Origin of the sequence: Hyphomonas atlantica corrig., assembly GCF_017795365.1 — a bacterium.
GTDB lineage: Bacteria > Pseudomonadota > Alphaproteobacteria > Caulobacterales > Hyphomonadaceae > Hyphomonas > Hyphomonas atlantica.
Genome location: NZ_CP051254.1, coordinates 1,606,941 through 1,629,762, shown reverse-complemented (window position 1 = coordinate 1,629,762; position 22,822 = coordinate 1,606,941). Strand labels below are relative to the sequence as shown.

Annotated in this window: 25 protein-coding genes and 1 other RNA gene; 14 read left to right on the top strand and 12 right to left on the bottom strand. The window is 61.9% G+C overall.

Features of this window, described 5'->3' with window-relative positions; translation table 11 throughout:
• Positions 1–44 precede the first annotated feature (44 nt).
• Positions 45–1,139: a glutathione S-transferase family protein gene (locus HF931_RS08090; RefSeq protein ID WP_273242986.1), complete on the top strand. Its 1,095-nt coding sequence runs from the start codon at positions 45–47 to the stop codon at positions 1,137–1,139.
• Here the strand turns inward: HF931_RS08090 and HF931_RS08085 are convergent.
• From HF931_RS08085 to HF931_RS08065, 5 genes are all read right to left on the bottom strand, one after another.
• Positions 1,136–1,513, bottom strand: coding sequence for a hypothetical protein (locus tag HF931_RS08085; RefSeq protein WP_273242984.1), 378 nt, complete (start codon positions 1,511–1,513; stop codon positions 1,136–1,138). The two genes, HF931_RS08090 and HF931_RS08085, sit on opposite strands and share 4 nt — an antisense overlap.
• Positions 1,514–1,529: 16 nt before the next feature.
• Positions 1,530–1,907: a VOC family protein gene (locus HF931_RS08080; protein WP_035546691.1), complete on the bottom strand. Its 378-nt coding sequence runs from the start codon at positions 1,905–1,907 to the stop codon at positions 1,530–1,532.
• A 116-nt stretch (positions 1,908–2,023) separates the two neighbouring features.
• On the bottom strand, positions 2,024–2,401 hold the full coding sequence (locus tag HF931_RS08075; protein ID WP_035546694.1) for a VOC family protein: 378 nt from the start codon (positions 2,399–2,401) through the stop codon (positions 2,024–2,026).
• 78 nt (positions 2,402–2,479) lie between these two features.
• Entirely contained in the window at positions 2,480–3,010 is a 531-nt protein-coding gene (locus HF931_RS08070) for a DUF1993 domain-containing protein (RefSeq protein WP_273242982.1), read from the bottom strand.
• A 37-nt stretch (positions 3,011–3,047) separates the two neighbouring features.
• Positions 3,048–4,157, bottom strand: coding sequence for an S-(hydroxymethyl)glutathione dehydrogenase/class III alcohol dehydrogenase (locus HF931_RS08065; protein WP_273242980.1), 1,110 nt, complete (start codon positions 4,155–4,157; stop codon positions 3,048–3,050).
• A 93-nt stretch (positions 4,158–4,250) separates the two neighbouring features.
• Here HF931_RS08065 and HF931_RS08060 point away from each other — a divergent pair, with 93 nt between their 5' ends.
• Entirely contained in the window at positions 4,251–5,147 is an 897-nt protein-coding gene (locus HF931_RS08060; RefSeq protein WP_273242978.1) for a LysR family transcriptional regulator, read from the top strand.
• 4 nt (positions 5,148–5,151) lie between these two features.
• Here HF931_RS08060 and HF931_RS08055 read toward each other — a convergent pair whose 3' ends face one another.
• Positions 5,152–5,940, bottom strand: coding sequence for a metallophosphoesterase family protein (locus tag HF931_RS08055; protein ID WP_273242976.1), 789 nt, complete (start codon positions 5,938–5,940; stop codon positions 5,152–5,154).
• Positions 5,937–6,815: a diacylglycerol/lipid kinase family protein gene (locus tag HF931_RS08050; protein WP_273242974.1), complete on the bottom strand. Its 879-nt coding sequence runs from the start codon at positions 6,813–6,815 to the stop codon at positions 5,937–5,939. The genes HF931_RS08055 and HF931_RS08050 overlap by 4 nt, the downstream gene beginning before the upstream one ends.
• Before the next feature lie 85 nt (positions 6,816–6,900).
• Between HF931_RS08050 and dapB the strand changes: the two genes are divergently transcribed.
• From dapB to HF931_RS08025, 5 genes are all read left to right on the top strand, one after another.
• Positions 6,901–7,734: a 4-hydroxy-tetrahydrodipicolinate reductase gene (dapB, locus tag HF931_RS08045; protein ID WP_273242972.1), complete on the top strand. Its 834-nt coding sequence runs from the start codon at positions 6,901–6,903 to the stop codon at positions 7,732–7,734.
• 98 nt (positions 7,735–7,832) lie between these two features.
• The gene (locus HF931_RS08040) at positions 7,833–8,237 is read left to right on the top strand and encodes a PTS sugar transporter subunit IIA (RefSeq protein ID WP_035546707.1); all 405 of its coding nucleotides are present in this window, start codon (positions 7,833–7,835) and stop codon (positions 8,235–8,237) included.
• Complete coding sequence (locus tag HF931_RS08035) at positions 8,237–8,545, top strand: HPr family phosphocarrier protein (RefSeq protein WP_035546710.1); 309 nt, start codon at positions 8,237–8,239, stop codon at positions 8,543–8,545. Before HF931_RS08040 ends, HF931_RS08035 begins: the two co-directional genes overlap by 1 nt.
• Positions 8,546–8,554: 9 nt before the next feature.
• Positions 8,555–8,914, top strand: a transfer-messenger RNA (tmRNA) gene (gene ssrA / locus HF931_RS08030).
• 87 nt (positions 8,915–9,001) lie between these two features.
• Positions 9,002–10,618 carry an amidase gene (locus HF931_RS08025; RefSeq protein ID WP_273242970.1) on the top strand — a complete coding sequence of 539 codons (1,617 nt, stop codon included), beginning with the start codon at positions 9,002–9,004 and terminating at the stop codon, positions 10,616–10,618.
• Positions 10,619–10,621: 3 nt separating this feature from the next.
• On the opposite strand, the gene HF931_RS08020 is transcribed toward HF931_RS08025, so the two are convergent.
• The 4 genes from HF931_RS08020 to HF931_RS08005 form a co-directional block, all read right to left on the bottom strand.
• The gene (locus tag HF931_RS08020; protein ID WP_273242968.1) at positions 10,622–11,293 is read right to left on the bottom strand and encodes a glutathione S-transferase family protein; all 672 of its coding nucleotides are present in this window, start codon (positions 11,291–11,293) and stop codon (positions 10,622–10,624) included.
• 99 nt (positions 11,294–11,392) lie between these two features.
• Positions 11,393–12,598 carry a Gfo/Idh/MocA family protein gene (locus tag HF931_RS08015; protein ID WP_273242966.1) on the bottom strand — a complete coding sequence of 402 codons (1,206 nt, stop codon included), beginning with the start codon at positions 12,596–12,598 and terminating at the stop codon, positions 11,393–11,395.
• A gap of 108 nt (positions 12,599–12,706) precedes the next feature.
• The gene (locus HF931_RS08010; RefSeq protein ID WP_273242964.1) at positions 12,707–13,573 is read right to left on the bottom strand and encodes an SDR family oxidoreductase; all 867 of its coding nucleotides are present in this window, start codon (positions 13,571–13,573) and stop codon (positions 12,707–12,709) included.
• A gap of 29 nt (positions 13,574–13,602) precedes the next feature.
• Entirely contained in the window at positions 13,603–14,844 is a 1,242-nt protein-coding gene (locus HF931_RS08005; RefSeq protein WP_273242962.1) for a pyridoxal phosphate-dependent decarboxylase family protein, read from the bottom strand.
• A gap of 117 nt (positions 14,845–14,961) precedes the next feature.
• Between HF931_RS08005 and HF931_RS08000 the strand changes: the two genes are divergently transcribed.
• The 5 genes from HF931_RS08000 (at position 14,962) to HF931_RS07980 (ending at position 17,593) form a co-directional block, all read left to right on the top strand.
• Positions 14,962–15,147: a hypothetical protein gene (locus HF931_RS08000; RefSeq protein WP_035546724.1), complete on the top strand. Its 186-nt coding sequence runs from the start codon at positions 14,962–14,964 to the stop codon at positions 15,145–15,147.
• Positions 15,148–15,331: 184 nt separating this feature from the next.
• Complete coding sequence (locus HF931_RS07995; RefSeq protein WP_035546733.1) at positions 15,332–15,814, top strand: SspB family protein; 483 nt, start codon at positions 15,332–15,334, stop codon at positions 15,812–15,814.
• Positions 15,815–15,829: 15 nt separating this feature from the next.
• Entirely contained in the window at positions 15,830–16,285 is a 456-nt protein-coding gene (locus tag HF931_RS07990) for a PaaI family thioesterase (protein ID WP_273242959.1), read from the top strand.
• Entirely contained in the window at positions 16,285–16,716 is a 432-nt protein-coding gene (locus tag HF931_RS07985; protein WP_273242957.1) for a PaaI family thioesterase, read from the top strand. The genes HF931_RS07990 and HF931_RS07985 overlap by 1 nt, the downstream gene beginning before the upstream one ends.
• A gap of 106 nt (positions 16,717–16,822) precedes the next feature.
• Complete coding sequence (locus HF931_RS07980; RefSeq protein ID WP_273242955.1) at positions 16,823–17,593, top strand: siderophore-interacting protein; 771 nt, start codon at positions 16,823–16,825, stop codon at positions 17,591–17,593.
• Here the strand turns inward: HF931_RS07980 and HF931_RS07975 are convergent.
• Entirely contained in the window at positions 17,590–18,972 is a 1,383-nt protein-coding gene (locus tag HF931_RS07975; RefSeq protein ID WP_273242953.1) for a cytochrome P450, read from the bottom strand. The genes HF931_RS07980 and HF931_RS07975 overlap by 4 nt on opposite strands.
• A gap of 187 nt (positions 18,973–19,159) precedes the next feature.
• Here HF931_RS07975 and HF931_RS07970 point away from each other — a divergent pair, with 187 nt between their 5' ends.
• Both HF931_RS07970 and HF931_RS07965 read left to right on the top strand, forming a co-directional pair.
• Positions 19,160–20,389 carry a cytochrome P450 gene (locus HF931_RS07970; RefSeq protein ID WP_273242951.1) on the top strand — a complete coding sequence of 410 codons (1,230 nt, stop codon included), beginning with the start codon at positions 19,160–19,162 and terminating at the stop codon, positions 20,387–20,389.
• A 375-nt stretch (positions 20,390–20,764) separates the two neighbouring features.
• Positions 20,765–22,747, top strand: a complete 1,983-nt coding sequence (locus tag HF931_RS07965; protein ID WP_273242949.1) for a DEAD/DEAH box helicase — start codon at positions 20,765–20,767, stop codon at positions 22,745–22,747.
• Positions 22,748–22,822 lie beyond the last annotated feature (75 nt).

Genomic DNA, 22,822 nt, shown 5'->3' with positions numbered 1-22,822 from the left:
AGCAGACTGCACAACATCGACTACACAGGAACGAAAACCGTATCATGCCAGGCTACACACTCTACGGCGCCGAAGTCAGCTATTTCACCGGCAAGGCGCGCGCCTATCTCGACTGGCGCGGCGTGGATTATGTCGAGGAGCTGGCGACGCAACAGGTCTACCGCGACATCATCCTGCCCTCGGTTGGCTGGCCGGTCATTCCGGTGATGAAGACGCCGAGCGGAGAGATCGTGCAGGATACCGCCGACATCATCGCCCATGTCGAGGCGGCGGAAGGGCTCTCCCCTCCCGCAATTCCGGACACGCCGGTTCAGGCTTTCGTCGCGCAGCTGCTGCAGCTCTATGCAGATGAGTGGCTCGTCCTGCCGGCGATGCATTATCGCTGGAACTACAATGAAGACTGGGCCTATCAGGAGTTTGGCGCGATCTCTGCGCCGGACCGCCCGGCGCCGGAACAATATGACATCGGCAAGCGCAATGGAGAACGCTTCAAGGGCGCGCTGCCGCCGCTTGGCGTTTCCCCGACCACTGCGCCGGCGATCGAGCGCAGCTATGAAGCGTTCTTGCGGGAATTCTCGACCCATCTGGAAGTACACCCCTATGCGCTGGGGGGGCGTGCCACGCTGGCGGACTTTGCGCTCTATGGCCCGCTCTATGCTCACCTCTATCGTGACCCGACATCCGGCGACCTGATGAAGCGCTACGCGCCGAAAGTTGCCGACTGGGTGGAGCGTGTACAGGCAGGTTCTCCGGCTGAGGGCGAGTTGCTGCCCAATGACGAAATTCCGCTGACACTGGTGCCGATCCTTGCCCGCCAGATGCGGGAACAATTCCCCGCCCTCCACCAGACGGCGGAACTGTTCGGCGCCTGGGCCGAGACCGCCTCCCCCGGCACGCATGTGCCGCGTGCAGTCGGGCAAATCGAGATTGATATCGAAGACACTCAAGGCCCGGCGGCGGCGCGCACTTTTCCGCTCTGGCGCCTTCAGGCGGCACTGGACGCATACTCCGCCTTGGAGGGCGACGCGCTAGCCCGCGCGGATGATCTTCTGGAGCGTATTCGCGGCAGCGCGCTGAAGGAATTCAGCCTGCCTGCGCGCCTTGCGCGGACAGATTACCGGATCGCCCTGGCCGCTTAATGAATGGTGGCGTTGCCGATGTCGTCTTCATCGTCATCCTCGTCGACCATGTCAGCATATGACGTAAACTGAACATCATAGCCGAATGGCTGGTCCTCGGCGGCGATCTCCGGCTCGGTCTGGTAGACTTGGAGTTCGCCATCGACCTTGAAGCCCAGCCGCTTGCCGATCTGGACGATCATGTCGGCGGCCTGTTCGGCATCCTCGGCCCAGACTTTCATGCCCATGATGCATGCGCCAATCTCCGTGCCGTAATTCTCGTTCGGCTCGAACACATGTCCGTCAGCGATCAGCGTGAAATGCGTATACTCTGTCATGCGCAGACCATGCCGCGATTTGAGCGGCAAGGCGAGGCCCGCAGGTTGATTTTCCATCCTGCGGGCTGGGGCCTTACTCAGCCAGTTGGCAAAAGGCGCAGATCTTGTTGCCATCCGGATCGCGCAGATAGGCGCCATAGGCCTTGCCCGGCGCATTCGGGCGGAGTCCCGGCGCGCCCTCATCCGTGCCACCCGCCTCAATACCTGCCTTGTGGAAGGCGTCGACTTCTTCCGCAGACTGCGCCCGGAAACCGATGGTCAGGCCGTTCGCGCAGGTCGCATCCTTTCCATCGGCGGGCCGGGCTACGATGAGCATCAGGCCATCCTTTGAAAAGTAGGCCCGGTCGTCTGGCGAGACCGTCGCAGTTACGCCAACCGCGCCGAGCGCCGCCTGATAGAACGCAATGGAGGCCTTGGGGTTGGTGGCCCCCATCATGATGTGAGTGAGCATAAATCAGTTCCTGTCTTGCATGGCGCGCCAGGATACAGCGCGCGCAAATCTGCCCTAGGGAATCAAAAAGGGCGACGCAATCGCGCCGCCCTGAACCGTGTGTTTAGTTGACCGGCCTAGCCGCGCATCATGGTGCAGATCTTGTTGCCGTCCGGGTCGCGCAGATAGGCAAGGTACAGCTTCATGCCATTCCCTTCGCGCCAGCCTGGCGGGTCTTCAATCGCGGTGCCGCCAGCCTCGATCCCGGCCTTGTGCCAGGCATCGGCCTGCTCGGTGCTGTCGACCGCAAATCCGATCGTGCCGCCATTGGCGTGGCAGGCAGGCTCGCCATCAATCGGCGGTGTCACGAGGAACGTCCCGCCATTGTGCAGATAGATCAGCCGCCCTTTCGGATCGACAATCGCCTCGCGCCCGCCCAGCGCCTTGAACAGCGCATCATAGAATTTCTTCGATTTCTCAAGGTCGTTCGTGCCGACCATGACGTGACTGAACATGTGTTTCCTCCTTATGGATGGGGAATTTGTGCCTCAGCCGCCGAAACAGCGCCAGAGGGATTTCGGCCTCCCCTCGCGTCAGCTAGCCATAGCCGCCGCCAGCAGCGGGCGTAAATGGCTCAAATAGTCTGCTTTGCCGATCGCCAACCCTTCGGCCCGCAGGATGTCGTAGGCGGTGACGAGGTGGAAATAGAAATTCGGCGTTAGCCATTCATCGATATAGTCCTGGCCGGTCATGGAAAGCGTCGGCATGCCGGGCAGTTCAAGCGGGGTCTTCGCCTCGGCGAAGCTTTCCTTTGTGTCGGCCTGCGCCTCGATCCGGGAAATCGTCTCGGCCACCAGCGCCTGCAGGTCCGCGAAGCTCGCCGTATCAACCTCGAACTCCTTCACGGGCGTGTCATTCAGCTTGCCCAGAAGCAATTCTGCCTGACGGCATGCAAACCAGACCTGGTTGGGCAGCGGCAGCATGTCCTCGGCCAGCCGGGCCGTCAGCAGGGCTGTCTTTTCCGGGTCATCCGGAAACAGCTCCGCCTCGGCCCGGCCAAGGATGTTCTGCAGCGTGATCAGGCGCGTGCGGTAGATGTCAAGATTGCGTTTTACAATGGTCATGGATGGCTCCTTCCCGACCACTCTGGACGTGACCGACCTAGTCGTAAACCACCACGCTCCGAATGCTTTCGCCCGCATGCATCAGGTCGAACGCATCATTGATCTTGTCCAGCTTCATGACGTGGGTGATCATCGGGTCGATCTGGATCTTGCCGTTCATGTACCAGTCGACAATCTTCGGCACATCCGTGCGCCCCTTCGCGCCGCCAAAGGCCGTGCCGCGCCAGTTGCGGCCCGTCACCAACTGGAACGGCCGTGTGCTGATTTCCTTGCCGGCCTCGGCCACACCGATAATGACGCTCGTGCCCCAGCCGCGATGGCAGCATTCCAGCGCCTGACGCATCACATCCGTATTGCCGGTACAGTCAAAGGAATAATCCGCGCCGCCATCGGTCAGCTCAACGAGATGCGCGACCACATCGGCAGTTTCCTTCGGATTGACGAAATGCGTCATGCCGAACTTCTCGCCCCACTCTTTCTTAGACGGGTTGACGTCGACACCGACAATCATGTCCGCCCCGGCCATCTTCGCGCCCTGGATCACGTTCAGCCCGATGCCGCCGAGGCCAAACACGACGACATTGTCGCCAACCTGGACCTGCGCCGTGTTCACCACCGCGCCCACGCCCGTTGTCACGCCGCAGCCGACATAGCAGGCCTTGTCGAAGGGCGCGTCGGTGCGAATTTTCGCGACAGCGATTTCCGGTAGCACGGTAAAGTTCGAAAAGGTCGAACAGCCCATATAGTGATAGATCGGCTGGCCCTTGTAGCTGAAGCGCGTCGTGCCATCCGGCATCAGGCCCTTGCCCTGCGTCGCGCGGATCGCCGTGCAGAGATTGGTCTTGCCGGAGAGACAGCTTTTGCACTGGCGGCACTCCGGCGTGTAGAGCGGAATCACATGGTCACCCGGCTGCACACTCGTCACGCCCGCGCCCACTTCACGCACAATGCCCGCGCCCTCATGGCCCAGAACGCTCGGGAAGATGCCTTCGGAATCGAGCCCGTCCAGCGTGTAGGCATCCGTATGACAAATGCCCGTCGCCATGATCTCGACCAGAACTTCACCCGCTTTCGGGCCTTCCAGATCGAGTTCGACGATTTCCAGCGGTTTCTTGGCTTCAAAGGCGACAGCAGCGCGCGTTTTCATGAGGGAACTCCATTCAGTTTGCCTGCCATACTACTCTTGCGAATTCAGCGATAAAGTAGGTAATTCGAAATTCATTGTTGCAGGATTGGGATAATGCGCGCGAGCTGGGATGGGATCGAGGAATTCGTGGCCGTGGCCACCTGTATGGGCTTCAAGCCTGCGGCCCTAATGCTGAATGTGTCGACGTCTCACGTCAGCCGCGCGGTCACCAAACTCGAAAACGCCATCGGCGCACCCCTACTCTATCGCACGACGCGGAAAGTCTCCCTGACAGATACGGGCCGCACCGTGCTCAGCCAGTGTGAAGCGCTGATCCGCGCGCGCGACGAATTATTCGCAGTCGTGGGCGGAAACACCGAGCCTCAGGGCGAACTCAAGATCACTTGCTCCACCTCGCTTGGCGAGCGCTACATCTCGCCGATCGTCCGGCAATTCTGTCAGGACTATCCAAAAGTCGAAATCACGCTAGACCTTTCGAACCGCCTCGTAGACCTGATCGCCGAGGGATTTGACCTTGCCATCCGAACTGGCCAGCTGGAAGATTCCCGCCTGATCAGCTCTCGCGTGGCTAGGCGGCAATTCCTGGTCTGCGCTGCCCCGGCCTATCTTGCCGCCAACGGCACGCCGGACCGGCTGGATGATTTGAAATCCCACAATTGCATCATCGGCTCATCCAGCAACTGGCGGTTCCGGCACGGCGGCCAGCATGAAACAATCCGTCCACGGGGAAATCTGAAATGCAATTCCGGCGCGTCCGTGCTGGATGCGTTGCTGGCAGGCGCGGGTATCGGCCAACTGCCTCTCTTCTATGTCGCGCCGCATCTTGAAAGCGGTGAGTTGGTGGAGTTGTTCGCAGACCTCCGCCCGGAGCCCGAACCCATCTGGGCCGTCTACCCGCAGGCCAGACACCTTCAGCCCAAGGTACATTTGCTGGTGGATCGAATCCGCGCCGAGCTACAGGCGAGTTTTGAAACCGGCGGCACTCAGTAGGCGATCAGGAACACGCGCTGGCATGGGCTTCAAATTCGCCCATGCGGGACAGTTTCGGCCCGTCACTGCGCATGTCACACCGATCCACACAGACATTCCCGTCTTCCAGCCGCACCAGATTGAAGGATGGCGGCTCAGCTCGCAGGCGCACAGACAATGTGCCTGACGATACGGCGAGATAACATCCATTCGCGCGCTGACGCAGCGTGACGGATGGTGTGTGGACGTGCCCTGTCAGCAACACTTGAACATGGCTCGCCGCAACCTTGTCAGAGGCGCGCCTGCCCCGACGTGTGCGCGTGCGCAAGGGCGCGGCCGGCAGAGAATGGAACGGATGATGACAGGCAATCATCTTCAGCGTGGCATCAGATTCAGCCGCGCGAATGATCGCCTCATCCAGATCATCCAGATTGACCGTCCCCTCGGCCCAGTTGCGCCGCACCTGCCAGCCACGCGCAGTGTTGAGTCCAACTGCGATCGCTTCACCGGCCTCTGCCACATCGAACAAGTCGCTGAACAGGCTCTTGAACCGCTTGAACGGTTCAGCCGCGCGAGCAGCAAGATTGAACATGGGTGTGTCATGGTTTCCGGGCACGACCAGCTTTGGCAGATCGAATTGATCAAGCCAGGTCGCCGCAGCTTCAAATTCAGAACGCTTTCCCCGCTGGGTCAAATCCCCACACAGAACCAGCATGTCAGGCCCCGCCTCTTCGATACAGGCGGCGGCTTCGGCAATGGCCCGCTCATCTTCGGCGCCGAAGTGAACGTCGGAAATCTGTGCAATCAGGGTCATTGGGACAGATCAGGCACGAAGATCTTGACCGCAGAATCCACACGCTGGAACTGAACCGGTGACGCCATTTCACGCAGCTCCCCATCCAGCGTCAGGCTGATGCGGTCCTTCTCGGAATTGGTAACCTCGATTTGATCCGCCAGCAGAAGATCAACGTCCTCGGCATTCCGCCAGCCATCTACCAGCATTTCGATGCCAATCTTCGCCAGTCCGAGCAGACCTTCCGGGTCGACGCTCGCAACTTCCAGCTTGCCCGGCGTGTCAGCATTGATGTTCACCGTCACGGCCGTCGATTTGCGCAGGGTTTGTCCAGGCACTTTCCAATGCAGATTGGAGCGCAGAGCCAGCGCCGAAGAATCATGCACAATCTCCGCCGCTTCCATCAGATTGCCTTCGCGCAGCGCTTCGCGGGTCTGGGTGAAGCGTGTCATGTCGCCCATCATCGCGGCCACGAAAAAGCGCGGACCGCCGACAATCTCTCCGCAGGGCATCGGCCTGACACGTCCGCCCTTCAGGGCCGCGTCCATGAGCGTTTCCCAATCATAATCGCCGCCCAGTGCGCGGGTCGGCAGCATGTTCATTGTTCCGCCCGGCAAGGGCAGGATGGCCGGCCCTGTCATGCCGGCATGCGACAGGGCGCAGGCGATTGTCCCGTCTCCCCCCCAGACGATCAGCGTGTCCGGGTCGTCGGCCAGGGCGTCTTCTACATGCACCGGCAGATCGCCCTCCCCGGCCACATGGAGTTTTGCTTCATCCGGCAGGCCGGAAAGCTTGGCGCGGATCAGGTCTGCCGCGTCTGCGGGCGTGCTGCCCGATTGCGGGTTGATCACACACGAAACGCGGCCCAGCCGCGAGAGAGTATCTGTTGGAACCATGCGCTATAAACGCTCCACACGAGAAATTTGTTCCGCGCGCCCGCGCGCCTCTCGCCCTGACGGAAAAGCCCGCTATAAGGGCGCGATGACTGATCTATCCCCTTCCGATTCGATGCGTGTCGCCGTGGCCGGAGTGGCAGGCCGCATGGGCCGCCAGCTGGTTGGCGCGGCGCTGGACGCTGGCCTCACCGTAACAGGCGGCAGCGAGGCCCCGGCGTCTGAATTCCTGAGCCATGACATTGGCGAGCTTGCCGGGCGGCGCCTGCTGGACCTGAGACCCGCAACCGATCCGGTGGCTGCGGCCAGCAATGCGGATGTCTGGATCGATTTCACACGCCCTGCCGCGACGCTGGCGGCGCTCGATTCCCTGAAACACACCAGTGTCCGCGCCGTCATTATCGGCACAACCGGCTTTTCCGACGAAGAAGAGGCGGAAATCGCAGACGCGGCCAAGACGCTGTCCATCGTGAAGGCAGGCAATTTCTCTGTCGGCATCAATTTGCTGCAGGCGCTCACCCGTATGGCCGCCGAACGGCTCGGGCCGGGCTGGGACATCGAAGTCCTGGAAACCCATCACCGCCGCAAGGTGGATGCGCCCTCTGGCACAGCGTTGATGGTGGGCGAAGCGGCCGCAGCCGGTCGCGGCAAACCACTGTCGGAATTACGCGCCGCGCCCTATGACGGCCCGGATGCCAAGCGCCGCGCGGGCAGCATCGGCTTCGCCGTTCGCCGCTCTGGCGGGGTTATCGGCGAGCATGAGGTGAGTTTTGCCTCCGATATGGAAATCCTGTCGCTCAGCCATACTGCCATTGATCGCGCCGTGTTCGCACATGGCGCATTGGGCGCTGCAGCATGGGCCCTGCGCCAGGATGCCGGCCTGTACGACATGGACGATGTGCTGGGGCTTTCGGGCAACTAGATGGGCTACCCAGTCGCCCAGCAGCTGAATCAGGGTTGACGCTCCTGTTCGCAGTGGCAGCATGACAAGTTCGTAAAGTTTAATAACCGGAAACGCCCATGATCGGAATTGTGGTTGTCAGCCACGGAAAGCTTGCCCGCGAACTCGTCGCCGCGACAGAGCATGTTGTCGGCGAACAGGACCGATTCCGTTCGATCTCCATAGAGGTCGAGGACGATATCGAAGCGCGCCGCGACCAGATCCGCGAAACGGCGAAATCCTGCGACAATGGCAAGGGCGTCATCATCCTGACCGACATGTTCGGCGGCACGCCGTCAAATCTCGCGATGTCGGTGATGAATACCGGCAATGTCGAAGTGCTCTCCGGCGTCAACCTGCCCATGCTGATCAAGCTGGCGGAAGTGCGCGGAGACCTCTCCCTGAAAGACGCCGCCAAGGTTGCCGCAGAGGCCGGGCGGAAATACATCAATATCGCTTCTGAACTTCTCACAAAGTCGAATTGATGCCCGACACCGAAACCGTCACCGCAAGCCAGCGCGCCACCATCGTCAACCGCAAGGGCCTGCACGCCCGCGCCTCCGCGCGCCTGTCACGCCTCGCGGGGGAATTCGAATCCCGCATCATCGTCTCGCATGAGGGCGAAACGGCAGATGCACGCTCGATCATGGATCTCATGATGCTGGTCGCACATACGGGCTGCGAAGTGGAAATCAACGCCGAAGGCCCCGACGCCGCCGAGGCCGTCACCGCCATCGCCAGCCTCATCGCCGACGGCTTCGGCGAACAGGGCGAAGCCGACACGATCTGCTGAGGCACCTCCCCCCTTCCAACGCCCGCAAATCATCCCTATATTGGTCCTGTCTTCGGACTATGGCGATAAACGCGCGTGTAATAAGCGGTTCGGACCCGGGGGCGGTACCCGGCGGCTCCACCAAAAGCAGGTTCAGGCTCTCACCGGCCTGTTTCTGACGGGGCCGAAACAGGATCGACGGACGTGTAAAGACGATGCCTTCGCCGGATTGGGCCCCCTCAGAAGCCCAAATCAACATAGTTGCAAATGACAACTTTGCTGAAGGTGAACTGCTCGCAGCGTAAGCTGTGCTCGGATTACCGACTTAACTCCTTAGGCTTCAGACCCTAAGGCGGGGCCCGGAGGCGCCTGGCAACAGAAGCCTCCACTTTCTCCCCTTCCCGAATGGCATGTGTCTGGCCAGTCCACACGATTGGCGGTAGCGTTTCTGATGGAACTTCAGGGGAGCTGGCCACCATGAAACACGTATTCACTGCTGCCATATCGGCGCTGGTCTTGTCGGCCTGTTCCCAAACCGTGGAGGATGCGCCCATGCCGGACAGCAAACCACCGATCAGCTATGCCGCCGAAGGCTGGACCGCCAAATCCCTGCCGGAACTGGCCGAGGCCCTGAAGGCAGGCGAGGTCTCGGCTGAGGAACTGACCCAGGCCTATCTCGACCGGATCGAACAGGTCGACCGGAACGGCCCCACACTGCAGGCGGTCCTCACCCTGAACCCGGATGCGCTGGACGTGGCCCGCGCGCTGGATGCAAAGCGCGCAGCGGGTGAACCGCTCGGCGCGCTGCATGGCCTGCCCATCCTGATCAAGGACAATATCGAGACCGCCGATGCCATGCCCACCACGGCAGGCTCCCTTGCCCTGAAGGACAATTTCACCGGCCGCGACTCGCCCCTGATCGCGGGCCTGCGCGCGGAGGGCGCCATCATCCTTGGCAAGACCAATCTCAGCCAGTGGGCGAACTTCCGCTCCAACAGCTCGATGAGCGGCTGGTCCGCCCTTGGTGGGCAAGTCCGTAATCCGCACATGCTGGACCGCAATCCCTGCGGCTCCAGTTCCGGCTCTGGCGCAGCGGCGGCTGCCTCACTCGCCGCGGGAACCGTCGGAACAGAAACCAATGGGTCGATTTCCTGCCCCTCTACGGTGAATGGCGTGGTCGGGTTCAAACCCACCGTCGGCCTCGTCTCGCAAGACTATATCATCCCGATCTCCTCCTCACAGGACACGGCAGGTCCAATGACCAAATCGGTCAGGGGCGCAGCGATGATGCTGGCCGCCATGGCGACTGGAGATGCGAGAACGGATTATTCCAGCGCTTTGGACGCCTCCTCTCTGGAGGGCACACGCATCGGCGTGTTGCGCGGGGCAGAAGGCAGCAACGCCCTGATCCAAGAGCGCTTTCACGCGGCACTGGCTGATATGGAAGCGGCGGGCGCCATCCTTGTTGATATAGAAGATGTAGACATGCCGAGCGGCTTCTGGGGCAACGCGTTCGATGTGCTGAAATATGAGTTCAAGGCCACGCTGAATGCCTATCTGGCCACCACCCCCGACGCGGTCACGACCCGCTCTCTTGCAGACCTCATCGCCTTCAGCCAGCAAAATGCCGAAGCCGAATTGGCCCTGTTCAACCAGGATATTTTCGAACAATCGAACGCGATGGACGGGCTCGAGTCAGACGGCTATCGCGATGCCGTCGCCCTTGTGCAGTCGGCAACACGTGAGGATGGCATAGACCGTCTTCTGGCGGAGCATGACGTGATTGCACTGGTGGCGCCGACTGGCCCCCTCGCCCCGCGCGTTGATCCGGTCAATGGCGATGTCTGGCCGGACTGGCCCGGCGCAGGCTTCATGGCGGCAATCGCCGGCTATCCGCACCTGACTGTACCGATGGGAACTGCTCGCGGCCTGCCGGTCGGAATCTCGTTCATGGGCGGAAAGGATCAGGACGCCACCATCCTCTCCCTTGGCTACGCCTATGAACAGGCCAGCAATGCCCGCGCAGAACCGCAATACTATCAGACGGCAGAGGACCTGCCGAACATCGCAAATGCCATGCGCCGCCCAGATTAGGCACTAGAGCAGGATCGTGCCCTTGCCGTCCTTTTCCAGCGCGCGCTGATAGGAGGGATAGGCCCGCATCTGCTGCAGGAAACGGTGCGCATTCGGATAGTTTCCGGCGTCCATGCCAGCCCGGTGCGCGGCCAGCTCCATCGAATATCCCATTACGATATCTGCTGCCGTCAACTCTTCGCCAGCGAACCATTTATGCTTGCCCAGCGCCTTTTCCGCCTCTGCCATGAACGCGCTCAGGCGCGGGCCGAAGAAGGCCTTGTCCAGGCCGCCCACCAACATCTTCGCCGCAGGCTTCAGGAAAAATGGCGCGCGGCTGGTCATCGCCATCATGACGAATTTGTTGGTCAGCAAGGGCTGGAAACTGCCCTGCGAGGCATGGAACCAGAACAGGTAGTCTGCACGATCATCCGTCCCCGGCGCGGGGCGCAGGCGGCCATCATCATGCTTGTCCAGGATATAGTCGACAATGGCATTCGTCTCGGCCAGCGTGACGTCGCCATCGCTGATGCAGGGCGCGGTGCCGAGCGGTGAGACGGCCTTGTATTCCGCCGGGGCCAGCCGTGTGTTTGGATCGCGGTCATACAGCTTCACCTCATAGGGCACACCCAATTCCTCCAGCAGCCAGAGGATGCGGATGGATTGCGACTTTTCGAGATGGTGCAGCGTGATCATGGATTGGCCCCTCAGCCCAATATTGGAAACAGGAAGGACTGTAGGGCGCGGGGCGACCGCGTCCAGCTTTCCCTTGCGCAGGGGCGTTGAATTTCCGCGCTAGAGCGTGATCTCGCGCCCTTCAGCGGCGGAGCGATAGATCGCCTCGATCAGCGCCATGTCCCGCAGGCCCATCTCGCCCGGCGTGATGATTTCGGTGCCGTCGCGGATCGCGTCGGCCAGATGATCGCACTGAAGCGCGAATTGTACGTTCGGGTCGCCAGGATTGAGGTCTTCGGTCACACCATCGCGGGTCAGCCGCATCTTGTGGCCGCCATAGCCCGTTGCCGGTTGCATGAGCAGCGTGCCGGCCTCGCCGTCCACCCGCGCCATATTGTTACCGGGCGAGGTATCATAGGAGGTGAACAAATGCGCCGTCGCCCCGGACGGGAAGCGCAAATCGGTTGTGACAGTGGAGAAGATTTGCTCGAAGCGCGGATCATTTGCGGGCTGCTCGGTCACGGCCTTTACGGCCACCGGCATTTCGCCCGACAGGTAAAGCGCGGACTGCAAACCATAAATCCCGTAATCTTCCAGCGGACCGCCCCCGGCCAGCGCGCGCACGACACGCCAGTTTTCAGACACGCTGGTCGGTCCCATACGGTAATTCTGCGCCGTCTCGATATGTTTGATCTTGCCGACTGCCCCTTCCCGCATCAGCTCCATGGCGCGCAAATTGAACGGCTCGAAATGGCAGCGATAGGCAATCATCAGTTTCCGATTGGCGGCCTCCGAGGCAGCAATCATCTGCTCGCATTCGGCCACCGACATCGCCATCGGCTTTTCGCAAAGCACGTGCTTTCCTGCCGCAAAGCTCTTCTCCGTCCATTCCAGATGCAGGCCCGTCGGCAGCACATTATACACCGCCTCAACGCGATCATCCTCGGCGATGCGGTCAAAGTCTTCATACGAATAAATAGCATCTTCCGGCAGACCATAGGCCGCGGCCACCTTTTTCGCTTTCTCAGGATTGCCGGACACCACCGCCGCCACATGACACCGGTCGGCCGCGGCCAGCGCGGGCAAGACCTTGCCGATGCCGTAACCGCCCAGCCCCATCACGGCGAACCCGACGCTGCCCTCTGTCGGTGCAGGCGGCGGGCTGTCGGGCAACTCGCCCCAGTTGGGCCACGGCATGCCGATCGCCTTGGCCGGGATCGCGCCGCTGCCTTCTGCACTGGCACATCCCGCGATCCACGGCGCCGCCGCAAGGGTGGCGGAACTTAGGGCAATGAATTGCCTGCGCGAATGAATGAATCCGGTCATGAGGGTCTCCCTGAGGGTCGCTGCATCTTGTGTTAGCGCTACCGAAAGAGAAACCCAGCCGCCCTGGGCGGTCAAGGGAAAAGCCGGGCGTGGTTGATCACAACCGCGTCACAGCAGGCCCTGGCCAGACTTTCGGATACGCTCCACCACAGCGCCGACATGATACTGCATGGCGCCCGGCCCCATCGGCGCCTGACGTGCAAACTCCTTCTGCACTTCGTCGGCCCGTTTCTCCGCCGCCAGCCAGGCCGACGGTTCCGGCACGATCAGGAATGTGTCACGCGCGATCTCGTCCAGCGTGTGGCGGGCTACCTCCTCCGCCGGCTTGCCTTGCGCCATGACCGCACGGGCGATCGCGCTGCGGCGCTCATCCGGCGACATACCCGTTGCTGCGGGGCTCGTATCCGGCATGCCTGTCGCGGTCAGGCCGGGGCACAACACGCTCATGCCGATACTGTCCGGTAATTCAGCCCGGAACACATCGCCCAGCGCCAGGACGCCATGTTTTGATGCCGTGTAGAAACCATTTCCCGGATGTTGCAGGCCAAGGGCGTGTTCAGATGCAGTCAGGCAGATATGCCCGGAATGGCCCGCCTCGATCATCCGTACAGCGAAGGCCTTCGCCGTAGCCCAGACGCCTTTCAGATTCACGCCCATCGTGACATCGAATTCCGCCTCACTGGCCTTGAGCAATGGGCGGGCAACACTGATCCCGGCATTGGCAAAGACAAGATCGACCCCGCCCAGCCAGTTCCAGGCCTCCTCCGCCATCGCCTCGACACCCGCCACATCGGCGACATTGCACGCAATGGCGTGCGCCGCATCCCCCAGCTTTGCTGCCTGCGCCTCGGCGGCGTCCTTGTTGATGTCCACAATCACGACGCGGCCGCCATCGGCCACCATTGCGTCAGCCAGCGCCGCACCAATGCCGCTTGCACCTCCTGTTATGACGGCTGTTCGTCCCTTCGTTTCCATGTCTGCGTCCTCCCCATTCATACATTATGTCAGCTATAGCGCGCCTCGACCTTTTCGCCTGCCGTGCCGGCCTGCACCGCCTTCACGCTGGCATCCAGGTCGGCGAGATAGGCGTCCGCCACCTCGGCATGTTTCGGGCTCAACATCAGGTGCAGGCTTGGCGGCTCCTTCGTGACGGAGGTGAACCAGCCACGCCGGAAGATCTCGCCATAGATCGCGAAGGCATGGACATTCGGATGCGAAAAGGCCACCAGGCCCAGCATCGGATTGCCGACCACGTCAAAGCCGAGCCGCTTGACGCCCTCCTCGATACGCTCCCGCGTCGCGCAGACCTGCCCCTGAAGCCGCTTGTAGCCTTCAATGCCCAGAGTGTTCATCACGCCCCAGGCCGCAGAGATCGCTCCGCCCGGCCGCGTGCCTGCCAGTGTCGGAGTCTTCATCGGCGCGCCGCTCCATCCGGCCATGTCAAACGGCATGTGGGCATACAGCTCCTCTGACCGGAACAGGACTGTCGACGCCCCCTTCGCGCAATAGCCGTATTTATGCAGATCCGCGCTCATGGATTTGACGGCCGGAACCTCGAAATCGAATTCAGGCACGGGCACGCCATTCATCCGCGCAAAGGGCGCGAAATAGCCGCCGACGCAGGCATCGACATGCAGCCAGACATCCTTCTGCTCCGCCACCTGACCCAGCGCCGCGATCGGATCAATGATGCCATGCGGGAAGTTCGGCGCCGACCCGACCATCATGATCGTCGCGGCGTCCACGGCTTCCCCCATCGCCACCGGGTCCGCCTCATAGCTGCCATCTGTCTTCAGAGGCACGCGGCGAATTTCGATGTCCATCAGATGCGCAGCCTTGTCGAAGGCAAGATGCGCCGATTGCGGCAGCACCACATTTTGCCCCTCGCGCGGCTTGCCCCGGCTGCGCGCATAATCGCGCGCGGTCTTCATCGCCATCGTGATCGAATCGGTGCCACCGGACGTCATCGCCCCGGTCGAGCCCTCCGGCCCATGCAGCAGGGACAGGCCCATGCCGATCACTTCCTTCTCCATCTGTGCCAGGCTCGGGAAAGCGAGCGGACCGAGACCATTCTCCGCCATGTAGAGCCCATAGGCGTCATGCTGGATGTTCGAGATTTCCGGCCCTGCATTAAATACGTAGACCGTGGTGCGTCCGTCGCGCCATTGCGCATCCCCGCCGCCGCGCGCAATCATCTCCTCGCGCACGTCACTCCAGTCGCGTCCCTTTTCCGGCATGGTGATCATGTAAACTGTCCTCCCGATTGCCGGTGTTCCGGCCTGTTTGGGACAGCCTAGAGAGATTGCACCCAGACGCAACCAAAGGCGGCGCGATGCGTTGGATTGGCACGAAGGAGTATGCACATGACACAGCAAGCTGATCCGAAGAATCGCAAACCAGAGACCGAAACCGAAGACGAACCGACTCACCACAAGAAGGTTCGCCCTGCGGGTGCAGAGAATATGGAGCATCCCCCGGAAGAGTGGAACGAGGTCGATGAGGAACTCGACGAGTCCTTCCCGGCCAGCGACCCACCGGCAAATTACTAGTGTTTCATTCAGGGCAAAGGCTCGCAAAGATGGCTTCTGCCACAATGGGTTAGTCACAGCTTCCCGCAAGCGAACCTGACTTTTTTGCTCGCCCGTTGTGCGAACGCCGTTGCGAGCCTGCGTCCACGCCCCTACTGTAAGCATCGCTACGACGACATACGACATCTGGGGAATACACAGGCTTATGACGGACTATATCGGCTATGAGGCACTTACTCAGGCGGCTATGCGGGGCGTTGTACGCGAAGCCCTGCGCACTGGCGTTGAGGGCAACGGCCTGCCGGGCGACCATCATTTCTACCTGACTTTCCAAACCCGCGCCCCCGGCGTGAAGATTGCCGACTATCTGATCGAGCGCTTCCCCGAAGAAATGACCATCGTGATCCAGCACCAATACTGGGATCTGGAAGTGCATGACGGCCATTTCGAGATAATCCTGAAATTCTCCGGCGTGCCCCAGCACCTGCACGTGCCCTATGCCGCCATCACACGGTTTGTGGACCCGTCGGTCAATTTCGGCCTGACATTCGAATCCCCGGACAAGGACGCCGCCGTTATTTCTCCTGCGGGCGAAGCGACCAGCGCGCCCAGCGCCCCTGAGGACGCCGATAGCGCCGAGGCAGAGGCCGGAACTGTCGTCAATCTCGACGCCTTCCGCCGCAAATAGGGCCGGACCGCGACCATGTCCGACGACGAAAAACCCCGCGTCTCCGACGCCGATATGCTGGCGCGTTTCCAGAACTCCAAGAAGCGCCCGCCCTGCTCTGACACATTGGGCATGCGCCTTGTCGAAGTCGAGCAGGATGCCCAGCGCATCCGCATGGATTTTGACGTCTCTCCCAGCTTCGCCAACCCGACCGGCGCGGTTCAGGGCGGTTTCATTTCCGCCATGATGGACGAAGCGATGAGCACCTGCGTGATCATCGCCTCCAACATTACCATGACGGCGCCAACGCTTGAGATGAAGACCAGCTATCTGCGCCGCCTGATGCCAGGCAAGGCCAACGTTGAGGCCCGCATCCTGCGCATGGGCAAGTCCGCCGCCTTCATGGAAGCCGAATGTTTCGATGCAGATGGCAAGCTCGTCGCCAAGGCGACCGCCACCGCCATACCCATGCTGTTCAAACGCCTCGGCTGATGAGCTTCGACAAGCGCGCCTTCTGGCAGGACTTGCTGACGCGGGACGATATTCCCGCCGCCGCCCGCTTCCTGAATTTCGAGCTGATCGCCTTTGACGAGACCGAGGGCTGGGTCGAAGCGGCCTTTACCTTGCCACCCGAAGCGGGCAATCCGGCTGGCGATGGTCAGGGCGGTTTTGTTGCGGCCATGCTGGATGAAGTGATGAGCGTCGCGGGCTCCATCGTGCAGGATGGCCCGGCTATGGCCCCCACCCTGCAAATGACGACGAGCTATATCCGTCCCGTTCCGGTCGGTGAGCGCCTGATCGGTCGCGGCGAATGTGTCCGGCGGGGCCGCGCCGGCATTTTCACGCAAGGCTTCCTGCGCCGCGAAGACGGCACATTGCTGGCGCAGGCCACTGCCAGCTGCATTCCGCGCGCCCTCGGCTGAGCCGTAGACGCGTTTTTTCAGGCCAATTTGCGCTCACATGCTTGATCCCGCGCGCACAGGCCATATGTGTGATTGAGAATTATTCTCAATACAGGTATGCCCGTTCATGTCCTCATCCAATTTTGCCGAAGCCATCGTCCTGCGCACCGTACAGCTGACGCCGCACATGTATCGCCTGACCTTCCGGTCCGATTTTGCGGCAGACTTCACGCTCGGCGCGCCCGGCCAATACCAGAAAGTGCTGGCCCCTGCCCCCGGCGAAGCTGGCCCGCCCACCTTCGATCCGGACACCTACAAGACACAGATGCGCACCTATACGCTGCGCCATGTCCGCCCGGCGGAGCGGGAATTCGATATCGATTTCGTCGTGCATGGCGATGAAGGCATTGCCGGGCCGTGGGCGAAACAGGCCAAGGCTGGCGACCGCATCCTGATCTCGCGCCCCGGCACGCTGAAATTCACCATCGAAGAGGCAGACTGGCATATGTTCGCGGCGGACATGGCCGCCATCCCGGCCGCCGCGATCGAACTTGAAGGCCTGCCAGAACATGCGGTCGGCGATGCCTTTTTCGAAATCCTCAGCGAGGAAGACCGCCAGCCCGTGCGCGCGCCAGCCGGCATCACCATCCACTGGATCATCAAGGCGGACGCCCACGCGCCGAGTGACGAGCTTATCGATGCCGTCCAGTCCGTTATCTGGCGCGAAGGCGCGCCTAGCGTGTTCGTCGCAGGCGAATTTTCCGTTGCCGGACTATTCCGAACCTATTTCCGCAAGGAACGCCCGACACGCAAAGAGCTGACCTATGTCAGCTCCTACTGGAAACTCGGCCTCATCGAACCCGAACACAAAGCCTTCAAGGCGCAAATTGCGGCCTAGGCCGTCGCCATCGACTTGACCTGCACCTTGGTCGGGCGGGACTTGCCCTTGCCGTAGAGATTGACCTTCAGCTTCGAGATCGCATGGACCAGCGCGTTCGGGCCGTACTTGATCTCTCCGGTAAACTCGATGTCCGGGAAGCGCTGGAAAATCTGCTCATAGGCCACGCGCAGCTGCATCTGTGCCACGCGGGAACCGAGGCATTTGTGGATGCCGTGGCCGAAGGCGATATGCTTGTCGACATTGTCGCGCATCATGTCGAACCGGTCCGGGTCCGGGAAAATGTCCGCATCCCGATTGCCGGCACCGTACCACATGACGACCTTCTCATCCTTGGCGATCATCTGGCCGTTCAGCTCAATGTCTTCCAGCGCGGTGCGGCGCATGTGCTTCACCGGCGAGATCAGGCGCAACGCCTCGTCAGACATGCGCGGGATCAACGACGGATCCTCCAGCACCATGGCGCGCTGCTCCGGCCATTCTGTCATCAGCTTGATCGTGCCCGACAGGGAATTGCGCGTCGTGTCATTGCCCGCAAAGATGATCAGCAACCAGGAGCCGTCGAGAAATTCCTGTGGCAGGTCTTCATCGTCCAGCTTGGAATGGGCGATCACGGTCAACAGGTCTTCCCGCGGATTGGCGCGGCGGTCTGCCATCACCTGCGCGCCATAGGCAAACATGTCCTCAACCACTTTCTTGAAGCGCAGCGGGAACAATGGCTCGCCCAGGAAGGTGCGCAGCGGATTGGTCATGAACTGGCTGGCCATTTCCAGGTAATGCATCCAGTGGACGATCTTCTGGCGGTCTTCTTCGTCCACGCCCAGCATCTCGCACAGGGTGAACAGCGGCAGCTGGTTGGAAAACAGTTTGACGAAATCGACCTCTGGTCCGTTCGCCTCCAGATCATCCAGCAGCGAGTCCACCTTCACGCTGACCTTCTCGCGCAATTGCTTCACATAGGCCGGAATGAAGAAATCCTTCTGCTGGATGCGCATCTGCATGTGGCGCGGCTCATCCATCGAGATCAGATTGTCCATCGCCGCGCGCACCAGGATTTCCGGTTTCCAATGCTGGCGCGGGGGCACGGCCAGGTTGATGCCGCCCCGCTCCGATGAAAAGACCTGCGGCTGCAGCTCAACGGCCTTGATGTCTTCATAGCGGGAGACCGACCAGAAGCCCGTGCCGCCCCGCCCCATCTTGGACCACATGACCGGCGCTTCGCTGCGCATGCGGGCATAGAGTCCGTAGGGGTGGCCCTGTGTCCAGGAGTTGGGATTCCAGAGCTCGAAATCCGATTCGAGCATGGGATAGGCAAGTGGGTTTGCCGGCATTACTGCGCCGGTGTCTTCAAGAATGGCGTCGCTGACCAGCCTCGTCATGGCTTCCTCCGAGTCATGTTTTGACCACACTATCCCCGGCTCTCCCTACGACACTCAAGGGGCAAAAACCGGCTTTCTCTATTTAGAGCAGAAATTCCCTTCGCCCAGCGTCACCCACGATTTCGCGGCTGATCCATGTTAAGCTCACTGGAGTGATCCGGCGCAAAGACCGGACAGGGAGGAAAACATGGCCGACGACCAGACCGCACCGCCGGTGCCGCATTCCGTTATTGAAGTGACCGCTTTCATGCCCGATGCGCGCGCCAATCCGCATCCCAAGCTTGAAGCCCTGCGCCACAATTGTCCCGTCATGCGTGACGAGATCGCCAAGACCTGGTTCCTGACGCGCTATGCCGACATTCGGGAAGCCGTGAACGATCGCAGCTTTGTCCGCCATCCGCTGAATTCCGAGGAAGGCTCAATCTCGCGCCAGCTGATCGAGGATGACGAAAACCCGCGCCGCACCTCCATCCTCTTTCTGGATGACCCTGACCATGCCCGCGTTCGCCCGCCCCTGGCGAAGGCCTTCTATGCGCGCATCCAGAAGATGAAGCCCCAGATCGAGGCCATTATTGACGAGACCATCGACGCCGCGACCGCGACCGGCCGGTTTGACTTGATGGCAGACATCGCCGTGCCCATCCCGGTCACCGTCATCGCCCGCATTCTCGGCGTGGACGAGGAACGCCTGCCGGATTTCCGCCAATGGTCAGAAGATATCATCCTCAGCCTCAATCCCGTGCGCACCCCGGAAGAGACGGAGCGGATGGAACACGGCAGCCACGCGCTCGACGCCTATTTCACCGAATTGATGGAGGCGCGCCGCAAAGCTCCCGGCGATGATCTGATTACAGACATGGTACTGCTGCAGGCAAGCGGCGACGCTCCGCTGACAGATGACGAACTGCGAATCAATCTCGGCGCGCTCCTTGTTGGCGGGAACCTCACCACGACAGACCTGATCGGCAATGGCGTGTGGCTGTTCCTGACCCATCCGGACCAGCTCGCCGCGTTCAAGGCCGATCCGGCGCTGGGCGCGCAGGCGGTTGAGGAAGTGCTGCGCTATGAGGCGCCCGTCTCGGCCACCTCCCGCATCGTCGAGGCCGACAAGACAGTCGCCGGCTGTCCGATGAAGGCCCATCAGGTCGTATTCTGCTCACTGGCCTCCGCCAATCGGGACGAGACCGTGTTTGACGCGCCTGAGGCGTTCGACATCACGCAGAAACGCGCCAGCCATGTCGCTTTCGGCGGCGGCCCACATATCTGCATCGGGGCCCCCTTGGCCCGCATCGAAGCGCGACGCGTGTTCGAGAAACTGTTCGCGCGCTATCCTGACATGCGCCTGCCAGAGCAGGAACTGACCTGGCGCGCCCTCCCCTTCTTCCGTGGGCTGGAGCGACTGGACGTGGAAGTGTGAGTTTCTCCCGTGTCTTCGGCGAATGCCGGAGCCTCCACCCCATTCCTGTCATCCCGGAAAGCCTGAAAGGCTTGTCCGGGCCCCATCGCAGACCAGCGCAACTCCCATACCGTCGGCCCAAGCCGCTCCAATAGGTCCCGGTTATTTGCGAGCGCAAATTCCGGGATGACAAATTTCGGAGTGCGCTCCCTTTGTTTGTCATCCCGGAAAACGCAAAGCGTTTATCCGGCCCCACCAGCGGACCCACGCAAATCCCCAAACACCCCATCTGCGCGCTGTTTATGGTGCGTTACGCAAAAACGTGTCATAGGGGGCAAAATCTTCCCGCGCTGCGCACGCTGCTGCGCCCTTAGCGCCCCTGAAAGTCCCTGCCCCATGACCGACACTTCCCTTATCCCATCGGCGCTTGCCGAGGCCCTTGCGCAGCGTGGATACGACACGCTGACCCAGGTCCAGTCCGCCGTCATTGAAGAAGACCTCGCTGGCCAGGACCTGCTCGTCTCCGCGCAGACCGGCTCCGGCAAGACGGTCGCCTTCGGCCTCGCCATGGCCGCCGACCTGCTGGACGGTGCCGACCGGTTCGACCGCCCCGAAACGCCGCTGGCCATCATCGTCGCCCCGACCCGGGAACTAGCACAGCAGGTCTCCCGCGAGCTGGACTGGCTCTATACCCCCTCCGGCGCGCGCCTGACGACATGCGTGGGCGGCATGGACATGCGCGACGAGCGCCGGGCGCTGGGCCGCGGAGTCCACATCGTTGTCGGCACGCCGGGCCGCCTGTCAGACCATATCCGCCGTGGCTCGCTCGACGCTTCCAAGGTGCGCGTCGTCGTGCTGGACGAGGCCGACGAGATGCTGGACATGGGCTTCCGCGAGGAGCTGGAGCACATTCTCGACGGCACACCTGAAACCCGCCGCACGCTGATGTTTTCCGCCACCGTGCCGAAAGGCATCGCCGCGCTCGCCTCCCGCTACCAGAACGATGCCAAGCGCATCACCACGGCGGCAGAGAAATCCCAGCATGTCGACATCGACTATCGGGCCCTGCTGGTTGCGCCGGGGGATGAAGAAAACGCCATCGTCAACATTGTCCGCCATTCCGACAGTGAGACCGCCATCGTCTTCTGCACGACGCGCGCCGCCGTGAACAAGCTGATGAGCCGTATGGGCAATCGCGGCTTCCCGGTCGTCGCCCTGTCAGGTGAGCTGAGCCAGAAAGAGCGGTTCAACGCGCTGCAAGCCCTGCGGGACGGCCGCGCCCGCGTCTGTATCGCGACCGATGTTGCCGCGCGCGGGCTGGACCTCGAAAATCTCGGCCTCGTCATCCATGCAGACCTGCCACGCGATCCGGCCACCCTGCTCCACCGGTCAGGCCGGACAGGCCGCGCAGGCCGCAAGGGCGTCAGTGCGCTTCTGGTTGCGCCACGTGCCCGCCGCCGGGTGGAGCGCCTGCTGCGCGACGCAAAGATCGAGGCGAGCTGGGGAAAACCGCCGTCTGCAGATGAAATCAATGCGCTGGACGATGCCCGCCTGATGGCCGACCCGATCTTCACCGAAGATGCCAGCGCCAATGAGGCAGAACTTGCCCGCACACTGATCGACACCTATGGCGCAGAACAGATCGCGGCCGCCTTCATCCGCCGCCAGCGCGCCGGGCGCACCGCCCCGGAAGATCTGCGCGAAGTGGATGACCGCCCGCCCTCGCGTGAGCGGCGTGAGCGCAATGATCGCCGCGACCGGGATGATCGTGGTCCCAGAGAACCGCGCGAGCCTCGCGAACGCCGCCCGCGCGAGCCGCAGCCCGGATTCGAGAATGCAACATGGATCGGCCTGAACGTCGGTCGCCGCAAGAATGCCGAAGCCCGCTGGCTGCTACCCATGCTGTGCAAGGCCGGTGGCCTGTCACGCGAAGACATCGGCGCGATCCGCATCAACCCGGCCGACACGCATGTGGAGCTGAAGCCCGACGCCGCCAAACGCCTGTTCGACACGATCAAGCCGGATGGCACGCTGGAAAAAGGCCTGCGCGCCTTCTCGCTGGACGGCCCGCCTGCCGCGCATGCGCCAGGCTCCGACGCAAAGGACGACCGTCCGCCGCCCCGCCGCGAGCGCAAGAAGCCAAAGCCGCCCGCCGCGGCGAAGGAAAAGCCCTTCGATCCGCTGACCGACTACATCCAGGATGACCGCCCGGCCAAGAAGGCCCGCAAGGCGCCCCAGATCCGCGCAAAAGCCCCCGGCAAGGGCGGCAAACCCACCGGCGGCGACCAGACCTACAAACGCCCCACAAAGAAAAAGCCCTTCAAGAAGGGCCCGGCCAAAGGCCACGGCAAGGGGCCGAAGAAGCCACAGGCGGACTAGCCGCCATCACTGGCACGACCTGAAATTCCTCTTGCGGCACCGATATACATTTCATATACGATCCATATATGGAAT